Source organism: Nocardia sp. NPDC041819 (assembly GCF_055590505.1).
This window is the reverse complement of sequence record NZ_JBVJAP010000010.1, coordinates 158,287-183,730: the sequence shown is the minus strand read 5'-3', so window position 1 is coordinate 183,730 and position 25,444 is coordinate 158,287. Positions and strand designations below refer to the sequence as shown.

The following is a 25,444-nucleotide window of genomic DNA, read 5'->3' as shown; positions in this document are numbered from 1 at the left end:
AGAGGATTTTCTCGCCGGTGAGGATAGTGACACGCGCCGGATCGCGAGGAACAGTGCAGCATATCCCCAGGCTGCGCGGCAGCAGTCCGCGCGGGACGCCGCGCGGATCCGATGACCTGTCCTTCGTGTGCACGAGGGCGGACGAGCCGGTGGTGCTCGCCTCGGTGGTGAAGGTGCCGCTGGTCCTGGAGTTCTTCTTCCTCGCGACCATGGGAGCGGCCGCGCTCGCGGGCGTAGTCGTTTGCGGCACAACGGATTCCAACAACAACATCGAGACGGACACGGTCTCGGCGGGGAGTCGTCCGGCGGGATGACACTGCGCTGGTGGGGCGACAACAGCTGGGAGATCCGCCTGCTGCCCACCCACTGGGACGACTTCGATCATCCGCTCACCGAACTCGCTCGTGACTGGGGCGGTCTGGAAGCCCTGGGGACCGCGGTGGCCGCGGCCAGTCCGCAAGAGCGTCTTCGTCACCGTGGATCATCTACAGACCTTCACGCCCCGACCGGGTCGGTCGCTCGCCCGGACCCGGGACCGCCGCATCAGGAAGCTCCCGCACTCGACCGCGGCGACTACCGTGGTCTGGTCCGGCCGCGCGGTGGGACGACGACGGCGAAGGGAGACCGAACGTGGCAGGCGGCAGCACCGACTCGGAGTGGTTGCGGACGCTGCGATCCGACGCGGTCGCGCGGCAACACCTGCTGTGCTTCCCACCCGGCGGAGGGTCGGCCACGGCATACCGGGATCTCGCACAACGGTTCGGGGTGGGCTTCGCGGTGCTCGCGGTGCAGTACCCGGGACGGCAGGACCGATTGGGTGAGGACCCGATCACCGACCTGGTCGTGCTGGCGGACCGGATCGCCCAGGCGGTGCTCGCACAGGGCCGGATCGCGCGGCTGTCGTTGTTCGGGCACAGCATGGGCGCGACCGTGGCGTTCGAGACCGCGCGCAGGCTCGAGCGTGCCGGGCAGCCGGTGGCCACCCTGTTCGTATCCGGCCGTCCGGCACCCACGTTCGAGGAGACGCAGCGGTTGCACCTGGCCTCCGACGACGAACTCATCGATGACCTGGTGCGGCTGGCCGCGGATCCCGCCCCGCTCGAGTTGCTGCGCGCCGAGCCGGGCCTCGCCGAACTCGTGTTGCCCGCCGTGCGCGCCGACTACCGTGCTGTAGAGACCTACCGGTATCAGCCGGGGGAGTCGCTGCGCACCGATATCGCGGCACTGGTCAGCACCGAGGACCCGACGATGCGACCCGAGCAGGCCGACGAATGGCGCGCGCACACCAGCGGAGAATTCGACCGGGCGACCTTCCCCGGCGGCCATTTCTACCTGGACGAGCACGTCACGGAGGTGGCGAGCTTCGTCGCGCGCCACCTCGGCGCCTGAGCACCGGCGTCAGCGTGGTGCGTCGACACGGGCGGCCGGGGCGAGCCGCCGCTGCGCCAACACATAACCGATCCAGGACGCCACCACCAGCGCGGCCGCCACTGCGCGCACCAATCCGAGCGCGTGTTCGGGGTAGATCACACCGGTGAGGTAGTGGTCGATGAATCCGCTCGACGGCAGCCGCTCTCGGTGGGCGTGCTCGCGCGCCCAATTCTCCAGATGTGTGAGCGGGCAGTCGAAACCGACCACGATCGTGCCGAACCCCCAGCAGACCGCGAGCAGGTGTAGCCAGATCGTGCGCCGAAAGCGCCATGCGAGGAATCCGCCGACCACCACGTAGGCCACGAAGGCGAAATGCGTGACGGCGGTGGCGTCGGCTGCCAGCCGGTAGAGCACGCCTCCAGGGTAGTCCTCCGCCGCCTGACGGAGCCCGGATCGACCGCTACCAGGGGGAGGGCTGATAGTCCTTGAGAAAGCAGCCGAACAGATCGGTGCCGTTCTCACCCTGCACGATGGGGTCGTAGACGCGCGCCGCGCCGTCGACCAGGTCCAGCGGCGCGTGGAAGCCCTCGTCGGCGAGCCTGATCTTGGTGTAGTGCGGTCGCTCGTCGGTGATCCAGCCGGTGTCGACCGCGGTCATCAGAATGCCGTCCTGCTCCAACATCTCGCGGGCGCTGGTGCGGGTCAACATGTTCAACGCCGCCTTGGCCATGTTGGTGTGCGGGTGCCCCGGGCCCTTGTAGGCGCGGGAGAACTGCCCTTCCATGGCGGAGACGTTCACGACGTACTTCCGGCGGGCCCCGGCGGCGGCCATCGCCGGGCGCAGGCGGGAGACCAGGATGAACGGCGCGACCGAATTGCACAGCTGCACTTCGAGCAGTTCGGTCGGATCCACCTCCGCGACGGTCTGCACCCAGCTGTTGGTGTGCGCGAGGTCGGGCACCAGGCCACCGGCGTCGATCGCGACGCCGCGCGCGATGCGTTCCGGCGTCGCCGACCCCGCGACCAGTGCCAGCTCGGCTACGTCGGCGGCGGTCAGCGCCGGGGTGAGCGACGCGGTCAGCGCGGTGGGGTGGGCCTGCATGGTCTTGCCGAAGCTCACCACCTCCGGCAGCGCGCCCGCGGGCAGCGGCCCGGATTCGGCGTCGACCAGGGCGCTGTAGGCGCCGGGGGAGCGGCGCACCGTCTGCGCGGCGTTGTTGATCAGGATGTCCAGCGGGCCCTGGGCGGCGACGTCGTCGGCCAGGGCGACCACCTGAGCCGGATCGCGCAGATCGATGCCCACGATGCGCAACCGGTGCAGCCAGTCCGCGCTGTCGTCCATCGCCGCGAAACGCCGGATGGCGTCGTTGGGGAAGCGGGTGGTGATGGTGGTGTGCGCGCCGTCGCGCAGCAGGCGCAGCGCGATGTACATGCCGATCTTGGCGCGGCCGCCGGTGAGCAGCGCCCGCCGCCCCGTCAGATCGGTGCGGGCGTTTCGTTTGGTGTGGCTGCTTGCCGCGCACTCCGGGCACAGCTGGTGGTAGAAGGCGTCGACCTGGGTGTAGCGCTGCTTGCAGATGTAGCAGGGGCGCGCGCGGATCAGCGTGCCCGCGCTGGCTCCGTCGGTGGCCGAGCGGATCGGGATGCCCGCGGTCTCGTCATCGATCCGGTTCGGCGATCCGGTCGCGGTGGTGGCGACCACCGCGCGGTCGGCCGCGGAGACCGCCGCGCGCGCTTCGGTGCGGCGGCGCTGCTTGAGCTTTTTGAACATGTGGCCGACCGCCCGCTGCACGGCCACCGAGTCCGGATGATCCTTTTCGAGCGTTCCGGCCTGCTCCAGGACCCGAAGACAGGTCGCGAGCTCCTCGGGATCGATCATGCTTTCGGCCATCGGGGCGGGGGACATCCTTCATCGAGCTGGGCAGACGACCGCCCCATTGTCGCAAACCCCGCCCGCCGGGTGGTCGCCCGGTCGCCCCACGCCCCGCTCGAGCGCGTCGGTCAGCTGCTGCGCGGGGAGATGGCCGCCCGGTCGGCGCGCAGGTCGTCGACGAAGTTGGCGACCGCTTCGGCGACCAGCAGTGGCTCGGTGATCGGCAGCCAGTGATTCGCCGGAACGGCGCAGCGCCACAGCTTGTCGACCCAGCGCGTGGAGGCGTCGTAGACGGCGGCGGGCACAAACGGGTCGGTGGTGTCGACGAGCAGCTGGACCGGGACCGCCGTCCGCCGCACCCGCGGCTTGCCCAAGTGGTGCAGCAGATTGGCCTGGGCGATCCGGGCGCCGGCGACGAGATCGGTGCGCCAGGTGGGGGCGACGCGCGCGGGTACCGGCGCGAGACCGCCGAGCCGGCCCACGAGCAGGCCGCGCACCCGCGGCGGGTAGAGCCTGCGGGCGATCGGGCCGGGCGTCAGCGCCCAGCGCGCGCCGCGCAGCCACCAGCCCAGGTCGCCGAGTTCGCGTCCGGCGCGCGGCGTCAGCGCGCGCAGCCACAGACCCAGATGATCGAGATTCGGTCCCGCGATCGCGGTGAACGAGGCGATGCGGGTATTGGCCCGCTCGTCGCAGACCGCCTCCCACAGCTGCACGGCGCCCCAGCCGTGGCCGCAGGTGTGCACCGGCCTGCGCGGGCTGGCGGCGTCGATCACCGCGAAGAAGTCCTCCGCCAGCAGGTCGAGGCGATACTCCGACAGCGCCGCGGGCGTGGCCGAACGTCCGTGACCGCGTACGTCGTAGGTGAGCACCCGGAAGCCGTCGGCCAGCAGGGCCGCGACCGTCGACCACACGCGGTGGGTGTCGGTGAGGCCGTGTACCAGCACCAAGGGCTCGGCGGCGGCATCACCCCACTCGTAGACGGCGAGATCGGCGCCGTCCCGGTCGACCGTCCAGGTGCGGTCCGGGCGGGGCGGTTCGGTGATGTCGAGCAGTTCGGCCATGTCGTTACCCCTTCGCTGCCGGCTACCGATCCGATGGCACGTCGCCGTCGTGCCCGATGTCAGTGATTCCGATACGGACAGTACGAAGAATTGACCCATCGAGGGAAAGGTAAAACGCCCGAATATGGCACAGCTCACCAACGAGCGAACCGACCCCGCCGACCGAGCAGGAGGGCGACCGCGCGCACTCGCCGGCCTTGCCTCGGCATCCCTGGGCGGGCTGCCGGGTCCGGCCCGCCCGCACAGCGTGCTCGAGACGGTGCGTCACGCTTGTTGACAACTCGCCAATAGTCCGGGAATCTGGGCGTAACCGGTCACGAGACCGGACCGGAGCGAGCGAAGGATCGAGCGATGGCACGCGCGGCGTGGAGTGACGACGAGGTCGAGGCGGTACGAGACCTGGCGAGGACCTTCTTCGAAAAGGAGGTCGTGCCCCACGAGGAGAAATTCGTCGCCCAGGGGCACCCCGATCGCGCCCTGTACAACCGGGCGGGTGAACTCGGCCTGCTGTGCCCCGCCATTCCGGCGGAATACGGCGGTGGCGGTGGCACCTTCGCGCACGAGGCCGCCATCATCGAGGAGCAGGCGCGCGCGGGCGACGGATCGATGGGCATCCCCGTGCACAGCTCGATCATCGCGCCGTACCTGTACGAGTTCGGTTCCGAGGAGCTCAAGCGGCGCGTGCTGCCCAAAGCCGCGAGCGGCGAGATCGTGCTGTCCATCGGCATGACCGAACCGGGCACCGGATCCGACCTGCAGAACATCAAGACCCGCGCGGTCCGGGAGGGCGACGAGTACGTCATCACCGGTTCCAAGATCTTCATCACCAACGGCTGGCTCTGCGACGGCATCATCATCGCGGCCAAGACCGACCCGACCAAGGGCGCGGCCGGTGTCTCGCTGATCTTCGCCGAAGTCGGCGACGACACCCCCGGCTTCAAGCGCGGGCGCATCCTCAACAAGATCGGCGGCAAGGCCCAGGACACCGCCGAGCTGTTCTTCGACGGCCTTCGCGTGCCCGCGTCCAACCTGCTCGGCGAGGCCGAGGGCCAGGGCTTCTACCAGATGATGCAGATGCTCGCGCAGGAGCGCTTGGTCACGGCCATCATCGCGGTCGCCATGATGGAGAAGGCGGTGCAGCTCACCGTCGACTACACCAAGGGCCGCGAAGCGTTCGGCAAGCCGCTGTTCGCGATGCAGAACACGAAGTTCGAGCTCGCCGAGTGCGCGACCATCACCAAGGTCTCCCGTACCTTCCTCGACGACTGCCTCGACAAGCACCTGCGCGGCGAACTCGATATTCCCAGCGCTGCCATGTCGAAGTACTGGCTGACCGATCAGCTCGGTATCGTGGTGGACCGCTGCCTGCAACTGTTCGGCGGCTACGGCTACATGACGGAGTATCCGATTTCCCAGCTCTACACCGGTGCCCGCGTCCTGCGCATCCTCGCGGGCAGCAACGAGGTGATGAAGGATCTCATTGCCCGGTCTCTCTGACACCACGAGCGCGACCGCGGACGGTGGCGCCGATCCGGCGCTACCGCGCCGCCGCAGGCTCGAGCCCGACGAGCGGCGCGCGCAGATCCTGGCCTGTGCGATCGACATGTTCGGCGAACGCCCGTACGCGGCCGTCTCCACCGCCGAACTGGCGCAGCGGGCCGGTGTGGCCCGCGGTCTGATCAACCATTATTTCGGCAACAAGCGCGATCTCTACCTGGCGGTGGTGCGGCGGATGGTGACGCTGCCCAAGCTCGACAACATGGCCGTGCCTACCGGCTCGTGGCGCGAGCGGGTCGATGCCAGCGTGCGCTGGTTGCTGGACACCATCGCCGAGCACGGCAGCACGTGGGTGAAGGTGACCAGCCACGAGGGGGTCGGAGACGATCCCGAGGTGCAGCAGATCCTGGACGCGGCCGACGACGCGGCGGCCGAGCGCCTGCTGCTGATGGTCGGCCTCGCCCATTCGGCACATGACGCCCAGCTGCGCGCGATGGTGCGTGCCTACGGCGGGCTGGTGAAGGTCGCCGGCCGGGAATGGATCACGCGCGGCACGCTCACCCGCGAGCAGGTGCACGACCTGCTGTGCGACATGTTGCTGACGCTGGTCACCGAATCACTGCCCAAGGTCGACCGCAGGCAGTGAACGGTGCCAACGATCAAAGCTGTAGCGGGGTCGGGGCCGGAACACTTTGCGGCGACGTCCGCGTGTAGGCCGCCGTGGCCACGGCGAGCGCGTACGGCGCAATGCCCGGCAGGCCGGAATTACCTCGAGCAAATTCCCGGCCCTGGCAGGTCTACGGAGAGCGCCCTGCAGCGCGACGTCGCCTTATCGGATGTGAATACTCTCGGAAGGATGGCAATCGCGCAGGCCGCCGGTGAACCAGCATGCGCCTCGGTTACCGATGCCGCGCGTTCGTTATCACGGCCCGATCACAAATGTCGGACACTTCGGATCAACTTTTCGCGGTGCGCGTCCTATTCTGTGTCGGTATATCGGGGCGGGTCCGGATAGTCCGAGGTTCCTGCGCGGTGTGTTGGTGTGGAGAGGACCTTGATGACACGGGCAGAACGGCGTGAGACGGATCGCTGGCCGCAGGCGCAGCCGGAGGATCGCTGGTCGGTGCCGGAGCCCGACGACCGCTGGCCCGACGAGGAGGACGAGCGCTGGCCCGAGCCGCCGAGCCGCCGCCGGACCGGACGGCTCCGCGTGGAGATTCCTCCGATCGTCAATCCCTACGCGATCATCGCCCTGGTGGCGGCACTGCTGGGGTTGTTCCCCGTGGCCATCGTATTCGGCTTCATCGCCTTCAGTCATCCCCGCGGCCGGGTCATGGCGATGTTCGCGCTGCTGCTCGGCGTAGCCGAGATCACCGCGGTGGCGGGATTCATCCTGATGACGAGCAAGTGGCTGCCCGACGTGACCAACCGCACGGCCTCGCTCGGGCCCGCGCCCGTCGCCTCGACTCCCACCACCGTCGAGCGTCCGATGGTGACCACCACGACCGCCGCACCCAGCCTCGCGGCGACGACCACGCCGCCGGAGAGCCAGGAACCGGTCACGAAGGGCGCGCCGTGCACCGACGCCCAGCTCGGCAAGATCGGCAGCGCCTCCACCGGCGGCACGCTGATCTGTCTCACCGCCGCCGGTGGCAACCAGTGGTCGGGCCCGCACGTGGTGGCGACCGCCGTGCAGCAGGCGGGTTCGAAGTGCGACGCCTCCGGTGCCAAGACCGGGCGCACCGCCGACGGCCGGGCCTTGGTGTGCGAAGTCAGCGGCCGCGGCGGCACATGGGTGCTGTGGACCGAGTAGCCGTCGACGCTATTCGGGCTTCTTCGCGCGGCTCGGCTGCACCCGGGGCGGCTCGTTGGGCATCTTCGGGTACTGCGGTGGCCACGGCGCGTCCATGAGGCCGGCCGCCATGTCCCGTTCGGACATCTCCAGCAGCGGGGCGACGGACTGCGGTGCGCGGTCGGCCCACGGGTCGCCGGATTCGGCGTAGCGCGCGGGCACGGTCGCGATGGTCAGGTCGTCGGGCACCACCGAATCCAGATCGGACCAGCTGATCGGCGTGGACACCTGCGCGCCGACCTTCGGCCGCACGCACCACGCGCCGAAAACCGTTTTGTGCGGAGCGTTCTGATTGAAATCGATGAACACCCGGTTGCCGCGTTCTTCTTTCCACCATTGCGCGGTGATGTCCTCGGGGTACCGGCGCTCCAACTCGCGCGCCAGCGCCACCGCGGCGGCGCGCACCTGATAGCCGTCCCACTTCGGCTCCAGCGCGGAGTACAGATGCAAGCCTCGTGAGCCGGAGGTCTTGACGCGGGACTCGATGCCGAGTTCGGCCAGCAGATCCCTGGTGCGGATCGCGGCCCGGCGCAGGTCGGCGAAGGTGATGCCCGGCGAGGGATCGAGGTCGATGCGCAGTTCGTCGGCGATCTCCAGATTGTCGGCACGGTTGGGCCAGACGTGGAATCCGAGGCACCCTTGATTCACCGCCCACAGAATGTGGGCGAGATCGTGGGCGACGAGGGCGTCGCTGGTGGTGCCGTTCGGCGTGGTCACCTCCACCGTGCGCAGCCATTCCGGTGCGGATTTCGGCACCCGCTTCTGGAACCAGGATTTGCCCGATGCCCCGTCCGGGTAGCGCTCCAGCAGCAGCGGCCTGCCGCCGACCACATTCAGGAACGGTTCGGCGACCGCCTGGTAGTAGCGCACCAGATCGAGTTTCGTCTCGCCTCGCTTGGTGAAATAGATCTTGCCCGGATTGCTGATCGTGACGGTGCGGCCGTCGGTCTCGATGTCGACGGACTCGGTCATCGTGCCGCGCCTTCGCCGAACAACATGCTCAATTCCGCCGGCGCGACTTCGTCGAGCTGCGCGTAGGTACACGATTCCGGGGTCCGGTCGCTCCGGAAGCGCACCAGCCTGCCACCGTGGCGCAGCCGGCCCGACTGCACGTGCTCGTAGCGGACTTCGGCGACCAGCTCCGGCCGCAGCGCCTCCCAGGACAGATCCTTGCCGCCGGTCCAGCGGCTGACGCCGCCTGGCATCTTGCCGTCCGCGGCCGCCTGCGCCGCCGCATCGGCCCACTGCCGCCAAGGATGATCGTCCAGCGCGTTCTCCCGCAACGGCGCCAGCTCCTCGATCAGTTCCCGCCGCCGCGCCGCGGTGAAGCTGCTGGCCACGCCGACGTGATGCAGGTGGCCCTCGTCGTCGAAGAGCCCGAGCAGCAGCGAACCCACACCCGCTCCGTCCTTGTGCCAGCGGAAGCCCGCCACCACACAGTCGGCGGTGCGTTCGTGCTTGACCTTCAGCATCACCCGCTTGTCCTGGAGGTAGGCGAGGTCGTCGGACTTGACCATCACGCCGTCGAATCCGGCGCCCTCGAAACGGGTGAACCAGTCCTCGGCCACGTCGGGGTCGTGGGTGATCGGCGTGAGGTGGACGCGCGCGAGCGCGGTGTCCAGAATCGTCTCCAGCAGCCGCCTGCGTTCGGTGAACGGCTCGCCGGTCAGGTCCTTGTCGCCGAGCGCGAGCAGATCGAAGGCCACGAAGCTGGCAGGCGTCTCCACGGCCAGCTTGGCGACCCTGGACGCCGCCGGGTGCAGGCGGTTCTGCAAGGTGTCGAAATCCAAACCCTGCTCGGTGACCACCACGATCTCGCCGTCCACCACGCAGCGGTCCGGCAGGGCCTGCTTCAGCAACTCGGCGACCTCGGGAAAATACCTGGTCAGGGGCCGGTCATTGCGCGAGCCGAGTTCCACTTCGGTACCGTCGCGGAACACGATGCAGCGGAAACCGTCCCATTTGGGTTCGTAGCTCAGGCCCGGCTCGCGCGGCACCGCGGGTGCGGATTTGGCCAGCATCGGCCGCACTGGGGGCAGAACCGGTAGATCCACGCGATCCTCCTCGGGTTCGATCCTCACCCATACCGACGGTGCGCGCCCGACGAACTCATCGGTCTGTGGCCGTGGTCTCGGCTCGATCGTAGGCGGACGCCCCGACAGTGATCGTGGAGTTCGTCGTTCAGGTCTCCAACCAGCCCTGCTGGTCGGCGAACGCGGTGAGCCGGTCGCGGATGGTGAGGATCTCGCCCGCGGTGAGCGCGGGGCTCGCGTCCAGGAGCAGTTCGGTGATCAGGCGTTTGTGCTCGGCGACGGTGAGCGGTCCAGAACCCGGCCGGTCCTTTCCCTTGTGCCGCGCCGGGGGCGCGGACGATCCGCCGACCACGGTGAGATTGACCGCCTTGGGTCCGCGGTCGCCTTCGGTCACCTCGAATTCGAACACCCGCCCCTGCCGCAACTCGTCCTCGTCCAAGCCGATGTCGTTGACGTGGACGAACACGTCCGGTCCACCGTCCTCCGGCCGAATGAATCCGAATCCCCGAGAGCTGTCGAACGACACCAATTTCCCGATGGACACCAACACCCGCTCCTCGTCGCCGTCGCTACCGGGCAACTTTAACCCGCGTTTTCGCCGTCGTCGGCGGAAAGCGCCTTTTGCAACGAATGGAAAACGGTCAGTCCTTGACCGACCATTCCGTTCACCAGTTCGCCCACTCCGTCCGGTCCGTTCAGCACGGTGAGATTCGCGTTCGCCAGCCCGTTCGACGCCTGCTTCACGATTTCCGGCAGTTGTTCGATCAACAACTGATCCAGCGCGATCCGGTTGTTCGACGCGGCCGCGGCGGCCTGGATGCGGGTGCGGTCGGCCTCCGCCTCGGCCAGGATGCGCACCCGATCCGCTTCGGCCTGAGCGGGTTTCACGACCTCGGTCTGCAACTGCTGCTCCCGCAACTCGGCCTCTTTGCGCGCCTGCTCGGCCTGGGCGGTGAGCACCTCCTGCAACGCCATCGCCTCGGCCAGCGGGCCCGCCTGCGCGGCCTCGGCGTTGGCCTTGTCGATATCGCGCTGGTATTGCGCGCGCAGGATCGCCGTCTCGCGCTGATATTCCGCCTGCCTGCGCTGGGATTCCTGCTCGGCCTGCGCCGCCGCCTGCGCGGCCTGTGATTGCGCGATCTGCGCGTCGCGCTGCACGGCGGCATTGTGCGGCGCGGCGAGCGCGGCGATATAGCCGAGGTTGCCGTCATCGATGGACTGGATCTGGAAGGAATCGACCCACAGGCCGATATTGCTCATCTCGACTTTCGACGCGACGAGCACCTCGTCGGCCAGTTTCTGGCGCTCCCGGATGATCTCCTCGACCGTCATCGAGCCCACGATCGACCGCAGGTGCCCGGAGAAGATGCGCCCGGTCAGCACCGACATCTCCCGCTCCTGCTCGGAGAGGAACCGCTGTGCGGCGTTCACGATGGACTGGGTGTCGTTGGCGACCTTGAACGCGATCACCGCGCGGACGTCGAGCTGGATCGCCTGCTTGGTGACGCAGCGCTCCTTGATCTCGGATTCGAACATCGCCAGCGACAGGTAGCGCACTTTCCGGAACAGCGGAACCACCCAGGCGCCGCGCCCGATGACCACCTTGAACGGCGCGTTGTCGCGGCTCTTGGCGCCGCTGACCAGCATCGCCTCGTCCGGGTCCGGCACGTGGTAACCCAGCACGTCTGTCTCCCTTACTTTTTCAGGTTTCTCCGGCCGCGACCGGGGTGAGCGGAATCCACGGGACGACGTCGACGACGCGCCCCGGATGGACCGCGATGACCAGCACGGCCGCACCGGCCGGGATCGGCTCGGTGGACTGTGCGATGTACAGCTCGGTTCCCCCTCGAATAGCGACCAGGACCTCGCCCAGCGTCCCGGCGCCCCGGATCGGCGATGTGAGCGTACCCGTCAACCCCACCACCGGGTCGATCATCCCAGGATCTCCTTCCGACGATCCGCCCGTCAGCCTACGTCTCGCACAGCACCTTTCGATATCGGCCGGGCGGGACCGCCGCGGGGGCGCAGGTATGTTTCTTGCATGGGAGGACGGCTGGCGCTGGTGGTGGGGTCGGAATGCGCGGCGCTGGGAGAATTGGGTTTCACCGAGGAACTCGCCCATGGGCTGTACGGGAGCCTGACCGAAGCGGGAGGTTGGCGGCCCGCGATCGATGTCGACGGCCCGGTGCTCAATCCCACTGCCGCGCAATTGTTCACCGCCGTCGACACGGCCTTCGCGGCGGCATCGCAGCGGCAGGCCACCCTGCTGCTCGGCTTCATCGGCCACGGCGTGGCGACGACTGCCGAGGACTTCTACCTGCTGAGCCACGACTCACCCGGTGAACCCACCTCGCACAACGCCTTCCACCTGACCCAGGAGATCCGCGAGCGGCTCGACCGCGCCGCGCTCGATGGGCTTGTGCTGCTCGTCGACGCCTGCGAGGCGGGTCAGGGCGTGCAGGGCGCCGCGCGCCGGTGGACCGATCTGCTGGCGCAGTCGGGCGGCCGGATGGAGCTGCTGGTCGCCTCGGGCGACGGTCCCGCGTACTCCGGGTGCTTCACCCGCACCATGCTCGCCACCTTCGACCTGGGCCTGCCGCTGCGCGGGGAGAACCTGCTGCCCTCGGACCTGGTCGATCCGATCGCCGGGCAGTGCGCCCATCAGCAGCCGCAGCATCTGTCCTTCAGTTCCGGCGCGGTGTCCACGACCCAGGGCGTCGACCCTGGGTTGTGGCTGGTGCCGAACACCGCCCGCCACCGCGACGCGGTGAGCGGACGTTCCGCCGCCGGGTTCGTCGACCAGCTGACCCGGCGTCTGCTGTTGACGCCCGATGTGCGCGAGCGTCTCGACGCGATCATCGACGCGGGCAGCCACCGGCTGCGGGCGGTGCTCGGGCCCGCAGGCGTCGGCAAGTCCACGCTGCTGGCCATGCTGATCCGCCCCAGCCTGGTCGACGGACTCGCCGTGACCCCCGACTACATCACCGCCGCGGTGTTCCTGACGGTGAACAGCTCGGTGGAGTCGGTCGCCTCGGAACTGGCCGCGCAACTCGACGCACGACTACCCGGCTTCCGGGAGGCGGCGCGCGCGGCGCGGGCGCACCGGCCCAGGGACGAGTTCGACATCTTCGACATCCTGGTGCGTCGCCCGCTGGCGCGCCTGTCCACCGCGGGCCGGCGGGTCACCCTGGTCTTCGACGGATTGAATCAGCCGCAGGAGGGGACCAGGCGGTTGCTGGTGGCCGCGATCGCCGATCTGACCCGCCGGGAAGATCTCCGGCACGTGCGGGTGATCGTCGGCATCCGGCCCGGCGCCGGTGTCGAGGACGATCCGGGTCTGGCGCACATGTACCGGATCGATGTCGCCGAACCGGCGGCCGACGACATCGCCGCCGTGGTGGACTCGGCGCGCGGAACGGCGCCGCTCGGCCCGGTCGACTGGATCGGCTGGATCCAGCGGCTGCTGGCCGAGACCCCGACCGACGCGACCGGTTCGCGGGTGGTCTCCGGCGGCTGGCTGGTGGCGCGGATCCTGCTGGAGGTGGCCTCGAGATTGACCGACGACGCGGTCGCGTCCGGGATCGGTCTGGACCGGGTCATCGCGCTGCGGGTCGAGACCGCGCTGCGCGGGGCCGATCCCGCGACCGCGAGTGACACGGCGAACCTGCTCGGGTTGCTGGCCGCGGCGGGAGTCGGGCCCGTGCTGCCGCTGGAGTTGCTGGATTCGGCGCTGTTGTCGCTCGGCGTCGACCTCAGCGCCGCCCGGATCCGCGACATCGCCGTCAATCTCGGCGATTTGATCACCCGCAGTCATCCCGGTACCGTTCGCGAGTCGCTCGGTGTCACCCACAGCGCGTTCCTGCCCGCGCTGGAGGCGGAATGCCGTCGTTCCGGTGTGCGCATCGCGGACGCGCACCGCGCCCTCGTCGCGGCGATCCAGGCCGACGACGGTGACCGGGCCGCCGACTACGCGCGGGGCGCGGCCGTACGCCACTGCCTGGCCTACGGTGATTCCGCCTTGGCCATCGACTTTTTGATGAAGCTGGAGACCGGCAGGTCGGCCGACGATCGCGACCTGTGGGCCGCGTGGGCGCCGGACTTCGTCGAGTCGCTGGGACCGGATCATCCCGACACCTTCACCACACGGGAACGGCGGGCCTTCCACCGCGCCGAGAGCGGCGACCTGGTCGGCGCCATCGCCGATTTCGAACAGTTGCTCACCGACCGGCTGCGGGTCTTCGGCCCCGACGACCCGGCCACCTTGGACACCCGCGACAGGCTGGCCAGCTACCGCGCCCGCTGCGGTGACCACTCCGGTGCGGGCGAGGAATTCGAACGACTGCTCACCGACCAGCTGCGCCTGCTCGGCCCCGACCATCCCGAAACCCTGCGCACCAGAAACAATCTGGCGTCCAATCGCGGCGACGTCGGCGATTTCGCCGGGGCCATCGCCCGCTTCGAACAGCTGCGCGCCGACCGCGCCCGCGTGCTCGGTCCCGACCATCCGGACACCTTGCGCACCCGCAACAGCCTGGCGTACTGGCGTGCCGACAGCGGCGACCTCGACGGTGCCCGCGCCGAGTTCGAGCGGCTCGTGGCCGACTATCTGCGCGTCTTCGGCGCCGATCACCCCAACACACTCGGCGCGCGCAATAACCTCGCGGCGTTCCGCGCGCGCAGCGGTGATCTCGCCGGTGCGGGCGCGGAGTTCACCCGCCTGCTCGACGACCGTCTGCGGGTGCTGGGCCCGGACCACCCCGACACGCTGCTCACCCGCGGCAGGCTGGCCGGTTATCGCGCCGACAGCGGTGACCTCGAGGGCGCGATCACCGACCTGGAGAAACTGCTCGGCGACCGGTTACGGGTGCTGGGCCCGGATCATCCGGACACCTTCGGCACCCGCAACGAGCTCGCGGGCTGCCGCGCCCGCCACGGCGACCTCGACCGCGCGGTCTCGGAACTGGAGGTTCTGCTGGTCGCGGAGCTGCGGGCCCTCGGCCCCAACCACGCCGCCACCATCCGGACCAAGGACACCCTGGCGTATTGGCGGGAACAATCCGGGGATTGACGGCAGGCGCTTCCCTCCCGCTGTGCGTCAGGACCGATAGAGCGAGCGGTACACGGTCAGCATCGCGAGGCAGTGCTCGATGATCTGCTCCCGGGTGGCGCGCAGCGAGCCGTTCAGCCACGCCGAGAACATGCCCGCGTTCCCGCTGGCCATGCTCACCGCCGCCAGCCTGCGTTTGACCGGATCGTCGATGTGGCCGAACAGATGGTCCTGCATGACCCGGGTGAAGACCGGCATCACGGCGAAGGTGGTCTGCCCGAGGCCGGTGCTGGAATACGGCTCGACCAGGAACAACCGCGACTTGCGCGGATCGTCGAGCACCTTGTCCACGAGGATCTCCGACAGCGCGCGGTCGCGCGACGGGTCGTCGGTGGCGGCGAAGGCCGTCATGGGCTCCAGGAATTCCTCGGCGACCTGACGGTAGAGCACGTCCAGCAACTCGTCGCGGCTGGCGAAGCTCTCGTAGAAGTAGCGGTCGGTGAGGTTGGCCTTGCGGCACACCGCCCGCATGGTGACGCCGCTCGCTCCGGACTCGCCGATCAGGTCGAGCGCGGCCTCCAGCAGCGCCGCCCGCCGCGTCTCCCTGCGTTCGGTGAGCGTCGTCCCACCCCAGATCCGCGGGCCCCCGTCGTCGTCTGCTTCCTGACCTGTCTGCACGGCCCCACGATAATGCCTGGCGGCGCACCACCGCGCCGCGCGCACCGGGCCCGGACTCCGCGGTCTCGCCGAAATGGATCCCACGCCGTCGCCGAGGCGATCGGCGTCCGAATCGGGCGCCCGGCGTCACCTTCCGTCCGACCAGCGGTTCGGCGCCTCCCGCCGCCGCTGGCCCGCGTCCAGCGCACATTCCGCTCGCACCCGCGCAAAGAACGGCCTGCGAGCCCGCGGAGATCAGCCTCGTTCCAGCGGCAGCCCCGCATCGCGCCAGGCGACGACGCCACCGGCCAGGCTGGCGGCGTCGTATCCGGCTCGACGGGCTCGCGCGGCGAAACGCACCGACAACTCACCCACGGGGCAGACGAAGACCACGGGCCGCGAGCGCGGGAACGGGATGCCGTGGCCGAACATGTCGTCGAGCTGGTCGTCGCGAATGTTCAGCGCGCCGGGCACGTGCCCGATCCGGTAGGCCATGGCGCCACGGCTGTCCACGATGGTCGGGCGGCCGGTCCGGTCGAGTTCGGCGAGCTGCTCGGGCGACAGGCGCGGCACCGCCGCCAGCTCCTGCGCGCTCGGCGCCGTTTCGCGTTCGGCGCGGCCGAACAGTTCCGGCCTGCGCTTCTTGATGTAGGACAGGTACGGCTCGAGCCGATCGCAGACGATGAACACCGCGACGATCGGGTCGTCCGGATCGGCGCCCGAGCGATCGAGCGCGCCGAGCGTGTCCAGCGCGGCGGTGTAGGCCGCGCCGCTGGTCGGCCCGGCCAGGACGCCGTATCCGGTCGCCAGGCGCAGCGTCGCGTCCACGGCGTCGCCCGCCGACACGGTGACGATCCGGTCGTAGAACTCCGGCTGGAACAGCCCGACATCCCACATCTCGGTCTCCGACCGGATACCGGGAATGAAGTCCGACCGCTCCGAGACAACCGCGACAGTGCGCAATTCGGGATTGTGTTTGCGCAAGTAGGTGGCGGTCCCCCTGGTGGACCCGGTGGTGCCGAGCCCGCCGATCAGATAGTCGATCCTGGTGATGCCATCGGCCGCGAGGTCCTCGTGGATCTCCCGTCCGGTGCCGTGGTGGTGCGCCTCGATGTTCTTCTCGTTGGTGTACTGCGACAGATGCCGGTAAGCGCCGGGATGCTGCGTCATCGTCGCCTCGATCACCGAGTAGACGTCGTTCGGTGTGGTCGGGTCCGGGCACTCGGACAGTCCGGGCAGTTCCACGATCTCGGTCCCGAACAGCTGCAGCAGGTCACGGACCTCGCCGACTTTGATCCGGTTGGTCACCGCGCGCAGGTCGATGCCGTACATCGCGCCGAGGACGCGCAGCGCTTTGGCCGTGTTCCCACTGGATGCCTCGATGAGCGTCCGGCCGCCTTCGCGCAGCTCCGTCAGTTCGTCGCGCAACATCGCCCAGGCCACCCGGTCCTTGACCGAGCCGAAGGGGTTGTGCGACTCCAGTTTCGCGTAGAGCTCGACCCCGGCCAGTCCGTGCACCGCGGGGTCGAGCCGCAGCAGCGGCGTGTCACCGATGAGTTCGGTGATGTGGTCGTATCGCATCAGGGGGCCTCGACCGATCGGACCGGGCCTGCTGTGTGCGTCGCGAGAGGACGCGCCCGCGAAGACTCGACGGGGAAGTCGGGTTCGTAGGCTGTGTCGGGGACGATCCGGAACCCATCGGGCACCCGGGTGACCGCGAGTTTCGCGGGAAGCGGATGCATGGAGGCCGTCGCCGCGGACAAATCCATGTGATAGGCGGCGGTGTTCGGGAACACCACCGTGTCGCCCGGCAGGGGGCGGACGGGCAGCCACACCTTGTGATTGGTGATCAGGTCTCGCTCCAGGCACAATCGTCCGGCGATATAGACGCCGACCGGATTCGTCGCGCGGTCGGTGCCTGCGGCGACGCCCGCGCGGGGCAGCAGGATCGGGTCGACCATGACCTCCTGGTCGGCGGGCGTCACGGCATCGCGGCTGAGATCGACGTGTACCAGCACGCTGCCGTCGGCGACCTCCTTGACGAACTCGACCGTGGCCAGGGTGATGCCCGCCTGGTCGACCAGCGCCTTGCCCGGCTCGAGCCATATCTCCAGCAGATTGTCGCCCGCCACCTGCGCGACCGTGCGCCCGCCGTGCCGCTCCAGCGGCGCGTCGAGAAGATCGGCGAGCATGCGGTCGGCGGGAACGGTGTTGGCGTACTTGTGGAACACCGGTGTGCCGTGCACGGCGCCACCCGCGACGTGATAGCCGAAGGTGTTACTGCCCCAGGTCATCGGTTCCCCACGGCCGAGCAGCGACTCACGCAGCGCCAGCACATAGGCGTCGAACCGTTCGGCGTCGGCGGTGAACACCTGCCGGAAACCGCCGCCGATGTCGAGCACCGAAGGGGCGAACCCGCGATCGTAGGCTCGCTCGATCAGGCGCAGGCAGGCATCGATCGCCCGGACGCGCTCGCCGAGGTCGCCGGAGTCGAGGTGGAAGGCCAACCCGAGGAGGGCGATTCGCCCGCGCTGTGAAGACAGCAGATCGAACGCCTGCTCGACATGCGCGACCGGCATCCCGAACCGGCTCACGTGTCCCGTGCCGATACCGGAAACCCGCAGCAGCACCGGTATTTCCGCATGGTCGGGGGCCAGTTCCGCGATGCGGCCCAGTTCCCACAGGTTGTCCACGTTGATCGTCACTCCGCGGTCGAGGAGCTCGCGCAGGAATGCTTCTCCTTTCGGCCCGGTGACCTCGATGCGCGCCGGACCGAACCCGGCGGCGAGGGCGCTGGACAGCTCGTGCGGTGACGCGACGTCGACGGCGATGCCGGCGCGCTCGGCCGTGCGGACGAACGCGCGAGACTGATTCACCTTGTGCGCGTAGCAGATTCGGTGTCCGGACAGGCGTCGCTCCAGCACTGCGCGCAAACGGAGCAGATTCTCCGAGTAGACCTGCGGGAACACCAGATGCACCGCGGATCCGAAATTCGCCCGCGTTTGCGTCGCGAGGCCAGGGGTGTCGAGAAAGGCGCGGACCATCGGATGCAGCTTCGCCGGCAGCGCGGGCGGCCGAGGCGTCATACGGCGGCTTCCGATGCCTCGCTGACCGATGCCCGCGTGGCGTCGTCGGGGCGTTCCGCGACCGGGTTGTAGCCGCCGTCCCGGATCGCTTCGAAGGCCCGGGCGCGATTGCGCGGGCTGCGGAACTCGGCCACCACGCGTTTGCTGTCCAGATCGATCTCCACCACGCGGATGTCCATCGATTCCAGAACCCCGCCGATCGTGCGTACGCAGTGTTTGCATGTCATGTCCGGCACGTAGAACACCTGGTCCTCGGCGGTGGCGGCACGGTCGGCGGTCGCCTCGTCGAGTTCGGCGCTCACCTCCGCGACCTCGATGCGGCCCACGATCTCGGTGAACGTCGCGACGAACCGGTCGACCAGCGACGGCAGGACACTGACATGCCCGCTGTCGAGCTGATGCGGCGTGGCCGCCAGGCAGGCCGGATGACTGCCGGCGGGCAGCAGTGCGTACTGCCGGGAGATCAGGTCCAGGTCGTCGTGATACTTGGCGATCGCCTCGGCGACCGTGAGACCTTCGACCGTGGTGGCGCGCTCCATCACGGCGTGCGCGTCGGCGATGGTGGCGTCCTTCATGGCGCGCAGGGTCGCCACCGTCTCCGCCGAATAGCGAACGGTGCCGTCGGGCTGTGCGACGAGCGTCACCGGGATCATGCCCCGCCGATAGGTCGAGGCCTGTAGCTCCCAGAACCAGCGAGTGGCCACCGCGGCGAAGATTCCGGAAGCCCGCAGGCCCTCGGCGAACTCGGCGGCATCGCGGTAAGGGGTCTGGGCGGCCAGCAGCGCGTGCTGGGCCAGTACGCGCCCCGCCGCCTCGATGCCCACCCGGAAGATGTCGCGCGGATCGTGGTCGGTGGTCGTGCCCGCCAGCACGGCATGTTCGCCCGGCCCGAGCGCCGCGATCCGCGCGGCGAAGGCCGGATCGGCGTCGAGCTGGTGCCACAGCGCCAGGACGGTCTCACGCATCGCGATCGGCAGCGAGGGCCCGAGGCCGCCGGCGCGGAAGTGCCCGGTGTTCGGGATGCCGTCGCTGTCGGTCCACGCCATCCGGTGCGTCGCGCTGGTCACCTGATCCGCGCGGCACGGCCGCATGAACCGCTCCAGATACAGCCGCTGGGAATAGGTGAGATGGCTGTCTGGCTCGGGACGCAATGCGGCGCAGGTGAATTCGAATCGCCGCGGCGGGGGAGCGGGCGCGAGCGCACCGCGCGACCCGGGCTGCGCCAACTGCGCCAGCACCCTGGACGCGGCCCGCCGGTCGTAGCGGGGGATGTCGTTACTCACGTGACCTCCTCGGCGATGGTTCGCACGCACGCGACGAATCGGTCGATCTCGTCGGGCGTGTTGTAGATGTGCGTGCTGACCCGCACCGAGCCCGCGCCGTCGGTGTCGGCGGGGACGCAGTGCGCGCCGGTGCGCACCAGGAAACCCAGCTCGCTCAGGACGAATCCCGCGTCGGTGGCCGAGATCCCGTCCAGGGTGAAGGAGAGGATGCCGTAGCCGACCTCGCACGCGGCATGCGCCGGACCGGGCAGGAACTCCAGGCCGGGGACCGCTCGCAGCCCGTCGATCAGGCGCAGGGTCAGGGCACGGTTGTGCGCGGCGATGACATCCATGCCGAACGATTCCAGCACCTCCAGCGCACTGCCGAGGGCGAGGATGCCCGGGATGTCGGGCGTGCCGCCTTCCAGCAGCGCGGGCATCGCCCCCGGCCGCAGACCGCCCGGATCCGTGGCGATGCCCGAATTGCCGCCGGGCAGGAACGGCACGAGCCGGTCGTGCACGCGCCGGTGGCAGTACAGGATCCCGGTGCCCGGCGCCCCGAACATCTTGTGCGCGGCGAAGATCGCGAAATCCGCACCGAGCGCGGTCACGTCGACCGGAAGATGCCCGCCGCTCTGCGAGCAGTCGAAGCACAGCAGGATCGCGGGGTCGATCCGGCCGCGCAATTCCTCCAGGGTGCTGAGCCCGCCGAAGACATGGTGCAGATGCCCGGTCGTGATCAGCCGGGTGCGCGGTGTGATCTTGGCCAGGATGTCGTCGGTGTCCGCCTCCCCGGCGGCGGTCGTCCGGTAGGGGATCGGGTGGATGCGGCGTCCGAACCGGGCGAGCAGTCCGCGAAGGTGCTGCCACGGGTACACGTTCGACGCGTGATCGCCGGCGTTGTAGAGGATTTCGTCGCCGTCGGCGAGCGCCGTGAGGCCCCACGACAGCGCGACGGCGTTGAGTGCGGCGGTGGCTCCCGCTGTGAAGACCACCTCGTCCGGGTGCTCGGCGCCGATGAAGGCGGCGGTGCGTTCCCGGATCCGGGCGATCCGGGCGGTCAGGCCGGTGGCCCAGGGATAGGTGCCGCGGCCGACGTTGGCGGTGCCGTTGCTGTGATAGCGCTGGATGGTCTCGATCACCGGGAGCGGCTTCTGTGTGGTGGCGGCGCTGTCCAGGTAGACCTCGGTGGCGCGGGCGAGCGCCGGGAACAGCGCCCGTGCCGCGACCGGCGGCGTCGCCGGTGGCCGGGGAGTCTCGTCGGTCCGCGTCACCGGTGATCTCGGGGCAGAGGACCGCAACGTGACGCTCCCTTCACCGGTAACTCGGACGTCACCCACGATACGCATTTTCGGTACGGACTTCGAAGCTTTGTCGCCGACAACGGCTTTCGGGACTAGCCTGGGCGATATGCCCCTGAGCCCGCAAGAGCGTCAAGAGTTCCTCGCGCAGCCGCACGTCGCGGCGTTCGCGGTGGCCGCGGGTACCGGTCGTGGCCCGCTGACCGTCCCGATCTGGTACCAATACAGCCCCGGTGGCGAGATCTGGATCCTGACCGGCCCGCAGTCGCAGAAGATGCGCTACCTCCGGGAGACCGGCCGCTTCAGTCTGATGGTGCAGCAGGTCGAGCCCACGGTCCGGTATGTGAGTGTGGAAGGCCCGGTCACCCGGACCGTCCCGATGACCGACGAGCAGCACCGCGAGATGGCCGCGCGGTATCTGCCTGCCGAATCGGTCGACGCCTACCTGAAGGCGGCCGAGGCCTTCGGTGAGCAGGTCGCGGTCTACCTGCGGCCGGAGCACTGGCTGTCGGCCGATCTGGGGAACCCCAGCGCGTTCTAATATCTGCCCTGCAGATACTCGACGAGGTGCTCGCGCTCGGTCGCCAATTCGGAGATCGCGCTCTTTACCACGTCGCCGATGCTGACGATGCCGACCAGCTTGCCCTCGTGTACCACGGGCAGGTGCCGGATGCGATGGTCGGTCATGGTGCGGCGCAGACCGTCGACCCGGTCGTCGAGTGCGCAGGTGCGCACCGCGGAGGTCATGATCGCCGACACCGGTGTGTCCAGCAGCTCCGCGCCCCGCGCGTGCAGACTGCGCACCACGTCGCGTTCGGAAACGATGCCCGCGATCGTGTCGCCGTCGGGGGAGACGACGACGGCGCCGATGTTCCGCTCGGCCAGGGTGGCGAGCAGTGTGCGTACCGTCGTGTCGGGTGCGACCGTGGCCACGTCGCTGCCCTTCCTGCGCAGGATCTCCGAAATTCTCATATTTCACCATCCAGACGTCGGGGCACTACCAGGATCGCAAGTTCACGGCGCGGTGACCAGCACGAATCCGTTACAGGCCACGGTTCGGTCACGGTGGGCAGGTCAGAGCCTGCGCGCGACGCTGCGGTCCAGATCCCGGGCCAGCAAGGCGATCGCCGCCTGGGAGATGCCCGTCGAGGTCGCCAGGTCGACGGAGGTCAGCTGGGCGATGCGGCGTAGGCGATAGTCGACGGTGTTCGGATGCACGTAGAGCTGGCGGGCGGTGAGCTGCCGGTTCATGTCGTTGCCGAGGTAGGCGCGCATGGTGTCGAACAGTTCGGGGTGGGCGTCCAGCGGGTCGAGGATGGTCGCGATCCGCCGGGTGGCCGGCCCGCTGCGCGTGAGCTGGTATTCCACGGCCAGATCCGACATCTGATAGAGGCCGGGCGGCCGGACGCCGACGCGCACGAGACTGAGCAGCTCGTGCGCTTGATCGGCCGATTCGGGGATCTGATCGGTGTCGGTCGGCACGACGGTGGCGGTGAGCGGTACCTCGGCCGCAGCGGCCAGCAGTTCGAGCGTCGTGGCGGTGAGGACTGCCTCGTCCTCGTCGCCCAACGGGATGAGCAGTGTCCCTCCCTTGGCGCTGAGTAGGGCGAGCGCGCGGGAGGCGAACACGGTGGCCAGCTCGGACTGCAGCCGCCGCAGCTTGCGGCGCGCGGCCACGTTACCGTCGACGCGCGGATCGCGCTCGTCCGGATGTTCCGGAATCGACAGGGCGACAACCTGATAGGCCTCCGCGATCGGAATGCCGGTCTGCCGTGCCAGAGCCGAGCTGCCGCGACCGCTGAGCAGCGCCGAGGCGAGCGTCTGCGTCGCCGTCTGATGCTCCTTGGCAACCAGGTGCTGTTCGTCGACGTAGGCATCGGACACCGCCGCGGTGATCGCCTCGAGCAGTTCGAGAAGCAGATCGGCGGCGACCAGCACCTCGTCGACGTCGTCGGCCGCGGCAGGCGCGGTGACCAGACCGAAGGCGATGCGCAGTCCCTCGTGATAGGCGCGCAGGATCGTGCTCAGCGGCACCGCCTCCCGCGCCCAACGAGCAGCAGCCGCGCGGACCGGGCCGAGCTGGTGCTCGTCCGGTACGGTACGCCGGTCGAACATCTCGGCAGCGAGGTTCAGGCAGCTGCGGGTGAGTTTCGTGACGTCACCGCGTAATTGCTCGCCGGGCAGGGTACGGCAGGGTGCCATGACGTTCTCGAAGTATCCGACCATGTGCGAAGCTACGCTGTCGGCGTTCAGCAAGGGCACCGAAGCCGGCTGTCCGCCGATTTCCAGCACCGGGTCGGACGAGTCGGGGGACAGATCCAACGCGGAGTAGGTCATTACGAGTTCGCTCCCAATGCCACGCCGGGCGTGCGAGAAATCGCGCCCGGGTCGATCGATCACTATACGAAAGGGTTGTGTGCACGGGGAGTGATCTGTGAGATCGTCTGGGAGCCGGACGCATTGCGCGATGGCGCTATTCGACCGCGGCGCGGGATCGTGAAGCGCTACCGGCCGGTCACAGCGTCGGAGCCGGCTTCGCCCGCGGCGAGGGCTCTTGCGTGCCCGCCGAGGCAGGGTTACTCGTCGTCCAGCCCCGCTGACAGATAGGCGGCGGCGGCCAGCCATTGCCTGCACTGCGGACCGTGGACTTCGTGGGTGTAGAGAATGTCGCGGGCCTGCCGGTAGGTGAGGCCGCGGGGCTCGACCCCGCAATCGGAGAGGGCGAACTCGGGCGCTGCCGAGTACTGGCGCAAGGGTTCGGCGCCGGCCCCATCGATGACGGCAACCCGGCGGGGCGTTCGAAATGGCTCGATCATTCGACTACCCCTCGCGTCCCACGTGCGGCGGGGAGGCCGTCGTGCCGGTGACGCAAGCTCGAACTCCCTGCGTACCTCCCCGATTTCGAGTTCGAGTCTATGCCTCCGTTACTTACAGATGCAAGTACATCTGCACGATCGGTCGGAGAAAAAAACGGCGGCGGCCGCCGGTGCGAGACCGGCGACCACCGCTGTGCCGCTTACGGTTTGATGTTCAGGGGCCTTACGGCTTGCGGGCGACCGCGCCGTAGGCGGAGATCGGCCGGGTCTCACCGACCTCGGTGTCGCCCGAGCGCCACTGCGTGATGGACACGAAGCCGGGGTCGACGAGTTCCAGACCGTCGAAGACGGCCTTGATCTGAGCCTGCGGACGGGGGACGTAAGGAGTGCCGCCGGTGCCGGTGTAGTTCTCGCACAGGGTGACATACGCCTTGCTGTCGTCGGTGCCGTCCCACATCACCAGGTAGCTGCCCGACGGCACCGCATCCAGCACGGTGTGCACGATGCGCAGCAGATCGTCGTAGGTCTTGGCATGGCCGAGCACGCCCATGAACATCACGGCGACGGGCTCGTTGAAGTTGAGGACGTGCTTGGCGTCGTTGACGATCCGCTCGGGATCGTGGTAGTCGGCGTCGATGTAGGTGGTGACGCCCTCCGGCGTGGTGGAGGTGAGCAGCGCCCGCGCGTGCGTGAGCACCAGTGGGTCGTTGTCCACGTAGACGATCCGGGACTCGGGCGCGACGGTCTGGGCGACCTCGTGGGTGTTCTGCATGGTGGGCAGGCCGGTTCCGATGTCGAGGAACTGACGGATGCCCATCTCGCCCGCGAGGTAGCGCACCGCGCGGATGAGGAACTGGCGCGATTGCACCGCCATGGTGGTGATGTCCGGATCGACCTCGATGCCGGCGTCGCCTGCGATGCGGTCGATCTCGTAATAATCCTTGCCGCCCATCCAGTAGTTCCAGATCCGCGCGGAGTGGGGGATGTCGGTCCGGATGAGGGGGCTGTGGTCTTCGGGCATGGGGTGGTACTCCTCGGCAATAACGTGTCCGCGACACTGCCGTGCGGGTGGGTGCGTGGGGGCGTCGCGAATGACTGGTGCATCCGATGTGCACTGCGACACTACAAGATTCGAACTCGTCCAGCGGGGTGGATCGGGGAGCTGATCTCGCTGTTCTCGAGGCGAGGCAACGGCGTTTCACATCGCCGCCCGGATGCCTCCGGTCTGCGAGCGCACGGAGGGCGAACTTCGTGCTATCGTCCGGTGTTGGTGCAAATGCAAGAACGTTTGAACGTGCATCTGCACGAACCGAATCGCCTAACTGCGGTAACCGAGGAGTGGGGAAGATGTCGGATACGTCCACCAACGAGATCATCGGAACTTGGCGTAAGAGTTCCTTCAGTAATCCGAGCGGCAACTGCGTCGAGGTGGCCGAAACGGCCAACGGCCAGGTGGCGGTGCGGAACTCGCGGGACCCGGAGGGTGGGGTCCTCGTCTACACGCGTCCGGAGATCGACGCGTTCGTCCGCGGCGCGAAGGCCGGGGAGTTCGACTATTTGACTAGCTGAGCGGTAACATTAGCGGTCG

The 25,444-nt window shown here is 68.8% G+C and carries 25 protein-coding genes; 8 read left to right on the top strand and 17 right to left on the bottom strand.

Annotated features, from left to right (window positions below):
• The first annotated feature begins 53 nt into the window (after positions 1-53).
• Together ACZ6DL_RS26120 and ACZ6DL_RS26115 are read left to right on the top strand one after the other, a co-directional pair.
• Complete coding sequence (locus tag ACZ6DL_RS26120) at positions 54-314, top strand: hypothetical protein (RefSeq protein ID WP_466054956.1); 261 nt, start codon at positions 54-56, stop codon at positions 312-314.
• A 316-nt stretch (positions 315-630) separates the two neighbouring features.
• Complete coding sequence (locus ACZ6DL_RS26115; protein WP_466054954.1) at positions 631-1,389, top strand: thioesterase II family protein; 759 nt, start codon at positions 631-633, stop codon at positions 1,387-1,389.
• A gap of 9 nt (positions 1,390-1,398) precedes the next feature.
• Here ACZ6DL_RS26115 and ACZ6DL_RS26110 read toward each other — a convergent pair whose 3' ends face one another.
• The 3 genes from ACZ6DL_RS26110 to ACZ6DL_RS26100 all read right to left on the bottom strand — a co-directional run bounded on the left by ACZ6DL_RS26110 (position 1,399) and on the right by ACZ6DL_RS26100 (position 4,305).
• The gene (locus ACZ6DL_RS26110) at positions 1,399-1,785 is read right to left on the bottom strand and encodes a DUF2784 domain-containing protein (RefSeq protein ID WP_466054952.1); all 387 of its coding nucleotides are present in this window, start codon (positions 1,783-1,785) and stop codon (positions 1,399-1,401) included.
• A gap of 46 nt (positions 1,786-1,831) precedes the next feature.
• Positions 1,832-3,262, bottom strand: coding sequence for an SDR family NAD(P)-dependent oxidoreductase (locus tag ACZ6DL_RS26105; protein ID WP_466054950.1), 1,431 nt, complete (start codon positions 3,260-3,262; stop codon positions 1,832-1,834).
• Between the two features lie 110 nt (positions 3,263-3,372).
• Entirely contained in the window at positions 3,373-4,305 is a 933-nt protein-coding gene (locus ACZ6DL_RS26100; RefSeq protein WP_466054948.1) for an alpha/beta fold hydrolase, read from the bottom strand.
• A 351-nt stretch (positions 4,306-4,656) separates the two neighbouring features.
• Here ACZ6DL_RS26100 and ACZ6DL_RS26095 point away from each other — a divergent pair, with 351 nt between their 5' ends.
• From ACZ6DL_RS26095 to ACZ6DL_RS26085, 3 genes are all read left to right on the top strand, one after another.
• A complete protein-coding gene (locus ACZ6DL_RS26095; RefSeq protein ID WP_040866574.1) occupies positions 4,657-5,802 on the top strand; it encodes an acyl-CoA dehydrogenase family protein in 1,146 nt (381 codons plus the stop codon).
• Entirely contained in the window at positions 5,786-6,448 is a 663-nt protein-coding gene (locus ACZ6DL_RS26090; protein WP_062967385.1) for a TetR/AcrR family transcriptional regulator, read from the top strand. The genes ACZ6DL_RS26095 and ACZ6DL_RS26090 overlap by 17 nt, the downstream gene beginning before the upstream one ends.
• Before the next feature lie 411 nt (positions 6,449-6,859).
• Positions 6,860-7,615, top strand: coding sequence for a DUF4190 domain-containing protein (locus ACZ6DL_RS26085; protein ID WP_466054945.1), 756 nt, complete (start codon positions 6,860-6,862; stop codon positions 7,613-7,615).
• 9 nt (positions 7,616-7,624) lie between these two features.
• On the opposite strand, the gene ligD is transcribed toward ACZ6DL_RS26085, so the two are convergent.
• The 5 genes from ligD to ACZ6DL_RS26060 form a co-directional block, all read right to left on the bottom strand.
• Positions 7,625-8,626 (bottom strand): non-homologous end-joining DNA ligase, encoded by a 1,002-nt coding sequence (gene ligD, locus ACZ6DL_RS26080; protein WP_466054943.1) that lies wholly within the window; start codon positions 8,624-8,626, stop codon positions 7,625-7,627.
• On the bottom strand, positions 8,623-9,708 hold the full coding sequence (locus ACZ6DL_RS26075) for an ATP-dependent DNA ligase (protein WP_466054941.1): 1,086 nt from the start codon (positions 9,706-9,708) through the stop codon (positions 8,623-8,625). The genes ligD and ACZ6DL_RS26075 overlap by 4 nt, the downstream gene beginning before the upstream one ends.
• Positions 9,709-9,835: 127 nt before the next feature.
• On the bottom strand, positions 9,836-10,237 hold the full coding sequence (locus ACZ6DL_RS26070; RefSeq protein WP_466055122.1) for a cold-shock protein: 402 nt from the start codon (positions 10,235-10,237) through the stop codon (positions 9,836-9,838).
• 32 nt (positions 10,238-10,269) lie between these two features.
• Positions 10,270-11,370 (bottom strand): SPFH domain-containing protein, encoded by a 1,101-nt coding sequence (locus ACZ6DL_RS26065; protein WP_466054939.1) that lies wholly within the window; start codon positions 11,368-11,370, stop codon positions 10,270-10,272.
• Positions 11,371-11,389: 19 nt separating this feature from the next.
• On the bottom strand, positions 11,390-11,623 hold the full coding sequence (locus ACZ6DL_RS26060; RefSeq protein WP_466054937.1) for a hypothetical protein: 234 nt from the start codon (positions 11,621-11,623) through the stop codon (positions 11,390-11,392).
• Between the two features lie 105 nt (positions 11,624-11,728).
• Here ACZ6DL_RS26060 and ACZ6DL_RS26055 point away from each other — a divergent pair, with 105 nt between their 5' ends.
• Positions 11,729-14,755: a tetratricopeptide repeat protein gene (locus tag ACZ6DL_RS26055; RefSeq protein ID WP_466054936.1), complete on the top strand. Its 3,027-nt coding sequence runs from the start codon at positions 11,729-11,731 to the stop codon at positions 14,753-14,755.
• Positions 14,756-14,782: 27 nt separating this feature from the next.
• Here ACZ6DL_RS26055 and ACZ6DL_RS26050 read toward each other — a convergent pair whose 3' ends face one another.
• From ACZ6DL_RS26050 to ACZ6DL_RS26030, 5 genes are all read right to left on the bottom strand, one after another.
• Positions 14,783-15,412: a TetR/AcrR family transcriptional regulator gene (locus tag ACZ6DL_RS26050; protein WP_051175165.1), complete on the bottom strand. Its 630-nt coding sequence runs from the start codon at positions 15,410-15,412 to the stop codon at positions 14,783-14,785.
• A 234-nt stretch (positions 15,413-15,646) separates the two neighbouring features.
• The gene (locus ACZ6DL_RS26045) at positions 15,647-16,972 is read right to left on the bottom strand and encodes a pyridoxal-phosphate dependent enzyme (protein ID WP_466054934.1); all 1,326 of its coding nucleotides are present in this window, start codon (positions 16,970-16,972) and stop codon (positions 15,647-15,649) included.
• Positions 16,972-18,477 (bottom strand): alanine racemase, encoded by a 1,506-nt coding sequence (locus tag ACZ6DL_RS26040; RefSeq protein ID WP_466054932.1) that lies wholly within the window; start codon positions 18,475-18,477, stop codon positions 16,972-16,974. The genes ACZ6DL_RS26045 and ACZ6DL_RS26040 overlap by 1 nt, the downstream gene beginning before the upstream one ends.
• A complete protein-coding gene (locus ACZ6DL_RS26035) occupies positions 18,474-19,760 on the bottom strand; it encodes a heavy-metal-associated domain-containing protein (protein ID WP_466054930.1) in 1,287 nt (428 codons plus the stop codon). Before ACZ6DL_RS26035 ends, ACZ6DL_RS26040 begins: the two co-directional genes overlap by 4 nt.
• Entirely contained in the window at positions 19,757-21,013 is a 1,257-nt protein-coding gene (locus ACZ6DL_RS26030) for an aminotransferase class V-fold PLP-dependent enzyme (RefSeq protein ID WP_466054928.1), read from the bottom strand. Before ACZ6DL_RS26030 ends, ACZ6DL_RS26035 begins: the two co-directional genes overlap by 4 nt.
• Positions 21,014-21,149: 136 nt before the next feature.
• Between ACZ6DL_RS26030 and ACZ6DL_RS26025 the strand changes: the two genes are divergently transcribed.
• Positions 21,150-21,581 (top strand): pyridoxamine 5'-phosphate oxidase family protein, encoded by a 432-nt coding sequence (locus ACZ6DL_RS26025; protein WP_466054926.1) that lies wholly within the window; start codon positions 21,150-21,152, stop codon positions 21,579-21,581.
• Here ACZ6DL_RS26025 and ACZ6DL_RS26020 read toward each other — a convergent pair.
• The 4 genes from ACZ6DL_RS26020 to ACZ6DL_RS26005 form a co-directional block, all read right to left on the bottom strand.
• Positions 21,578-22,012 (bottom strand): CBS domain-containing protein, encoded by a 435-nt coding sequence (locus ACZ6DL_RS26020; protein WP_466054924.1) that lies wholly within the window; start codon positions 22,010-22,012, stop codon positions 21,578-21,580. The two genes, ACZ6DL_RS26025 and ACZ6DL_RS26020, sit on opposite strands and share 4 nt — an antisense overlap.
• A 102-nt stretch (positions 22,013-22,114) precedes the next feature.
• Complete coding sequence (locus ACZ6DL_RS26015; protein ID WP_466054923.1) at positions 22,115-23,377, bottom strand: PucR family transcriptional regulator; 1,263 nt, start codon at positions 23,375-23,377, stop codon at positions 22,115-22,117.
• 239 nt (positions 23,378-23,616) lie between these two features.
• A complete protein-coding gene (locus tag ACZ6DL_RS26010) occupies positions 23,617-23,856 on the bottom strand; it encodes a hypothetical protein (protein ID WP_040866586.1) in 240 nt (79 codons plus the stop codon).
• Positions 23,857-24,079: 223 nt separating this feature from the next.
• Positions 24,080-24,877 carry an SAM-dependent methyltransferase gene (locus ACZ6DL_RS26005; RefSeq protein ID WP_174315388.1) on the bottom strand — a complete coding sequence of 266 codons (798 nt, stop codon included), beginning with the start codon at positions 24,875-24,877 and terminating at the stop codon, positions 24,080-24,082.
• A gap of 326 nt (positions 24,878-25,203) precedes the next feature.
• Between ACZ6DL_RS26005 and ACZ6DL_RS26000 the strand changes: the two genes are divergently transcribed.
• Positions 25,204-25,425, top strand: a complete 222-nt coding sequence (locus tag ACZ6DL_RS26000) for a DUF397 domain-containing protein (RefSeq protein ID WP_393238602.1) — start codon at positions 25,204-25,206, stop codon at positions 25,423-25,425.
• Positions 25,426-25,444: the final 19 nt, after the last annotated feature.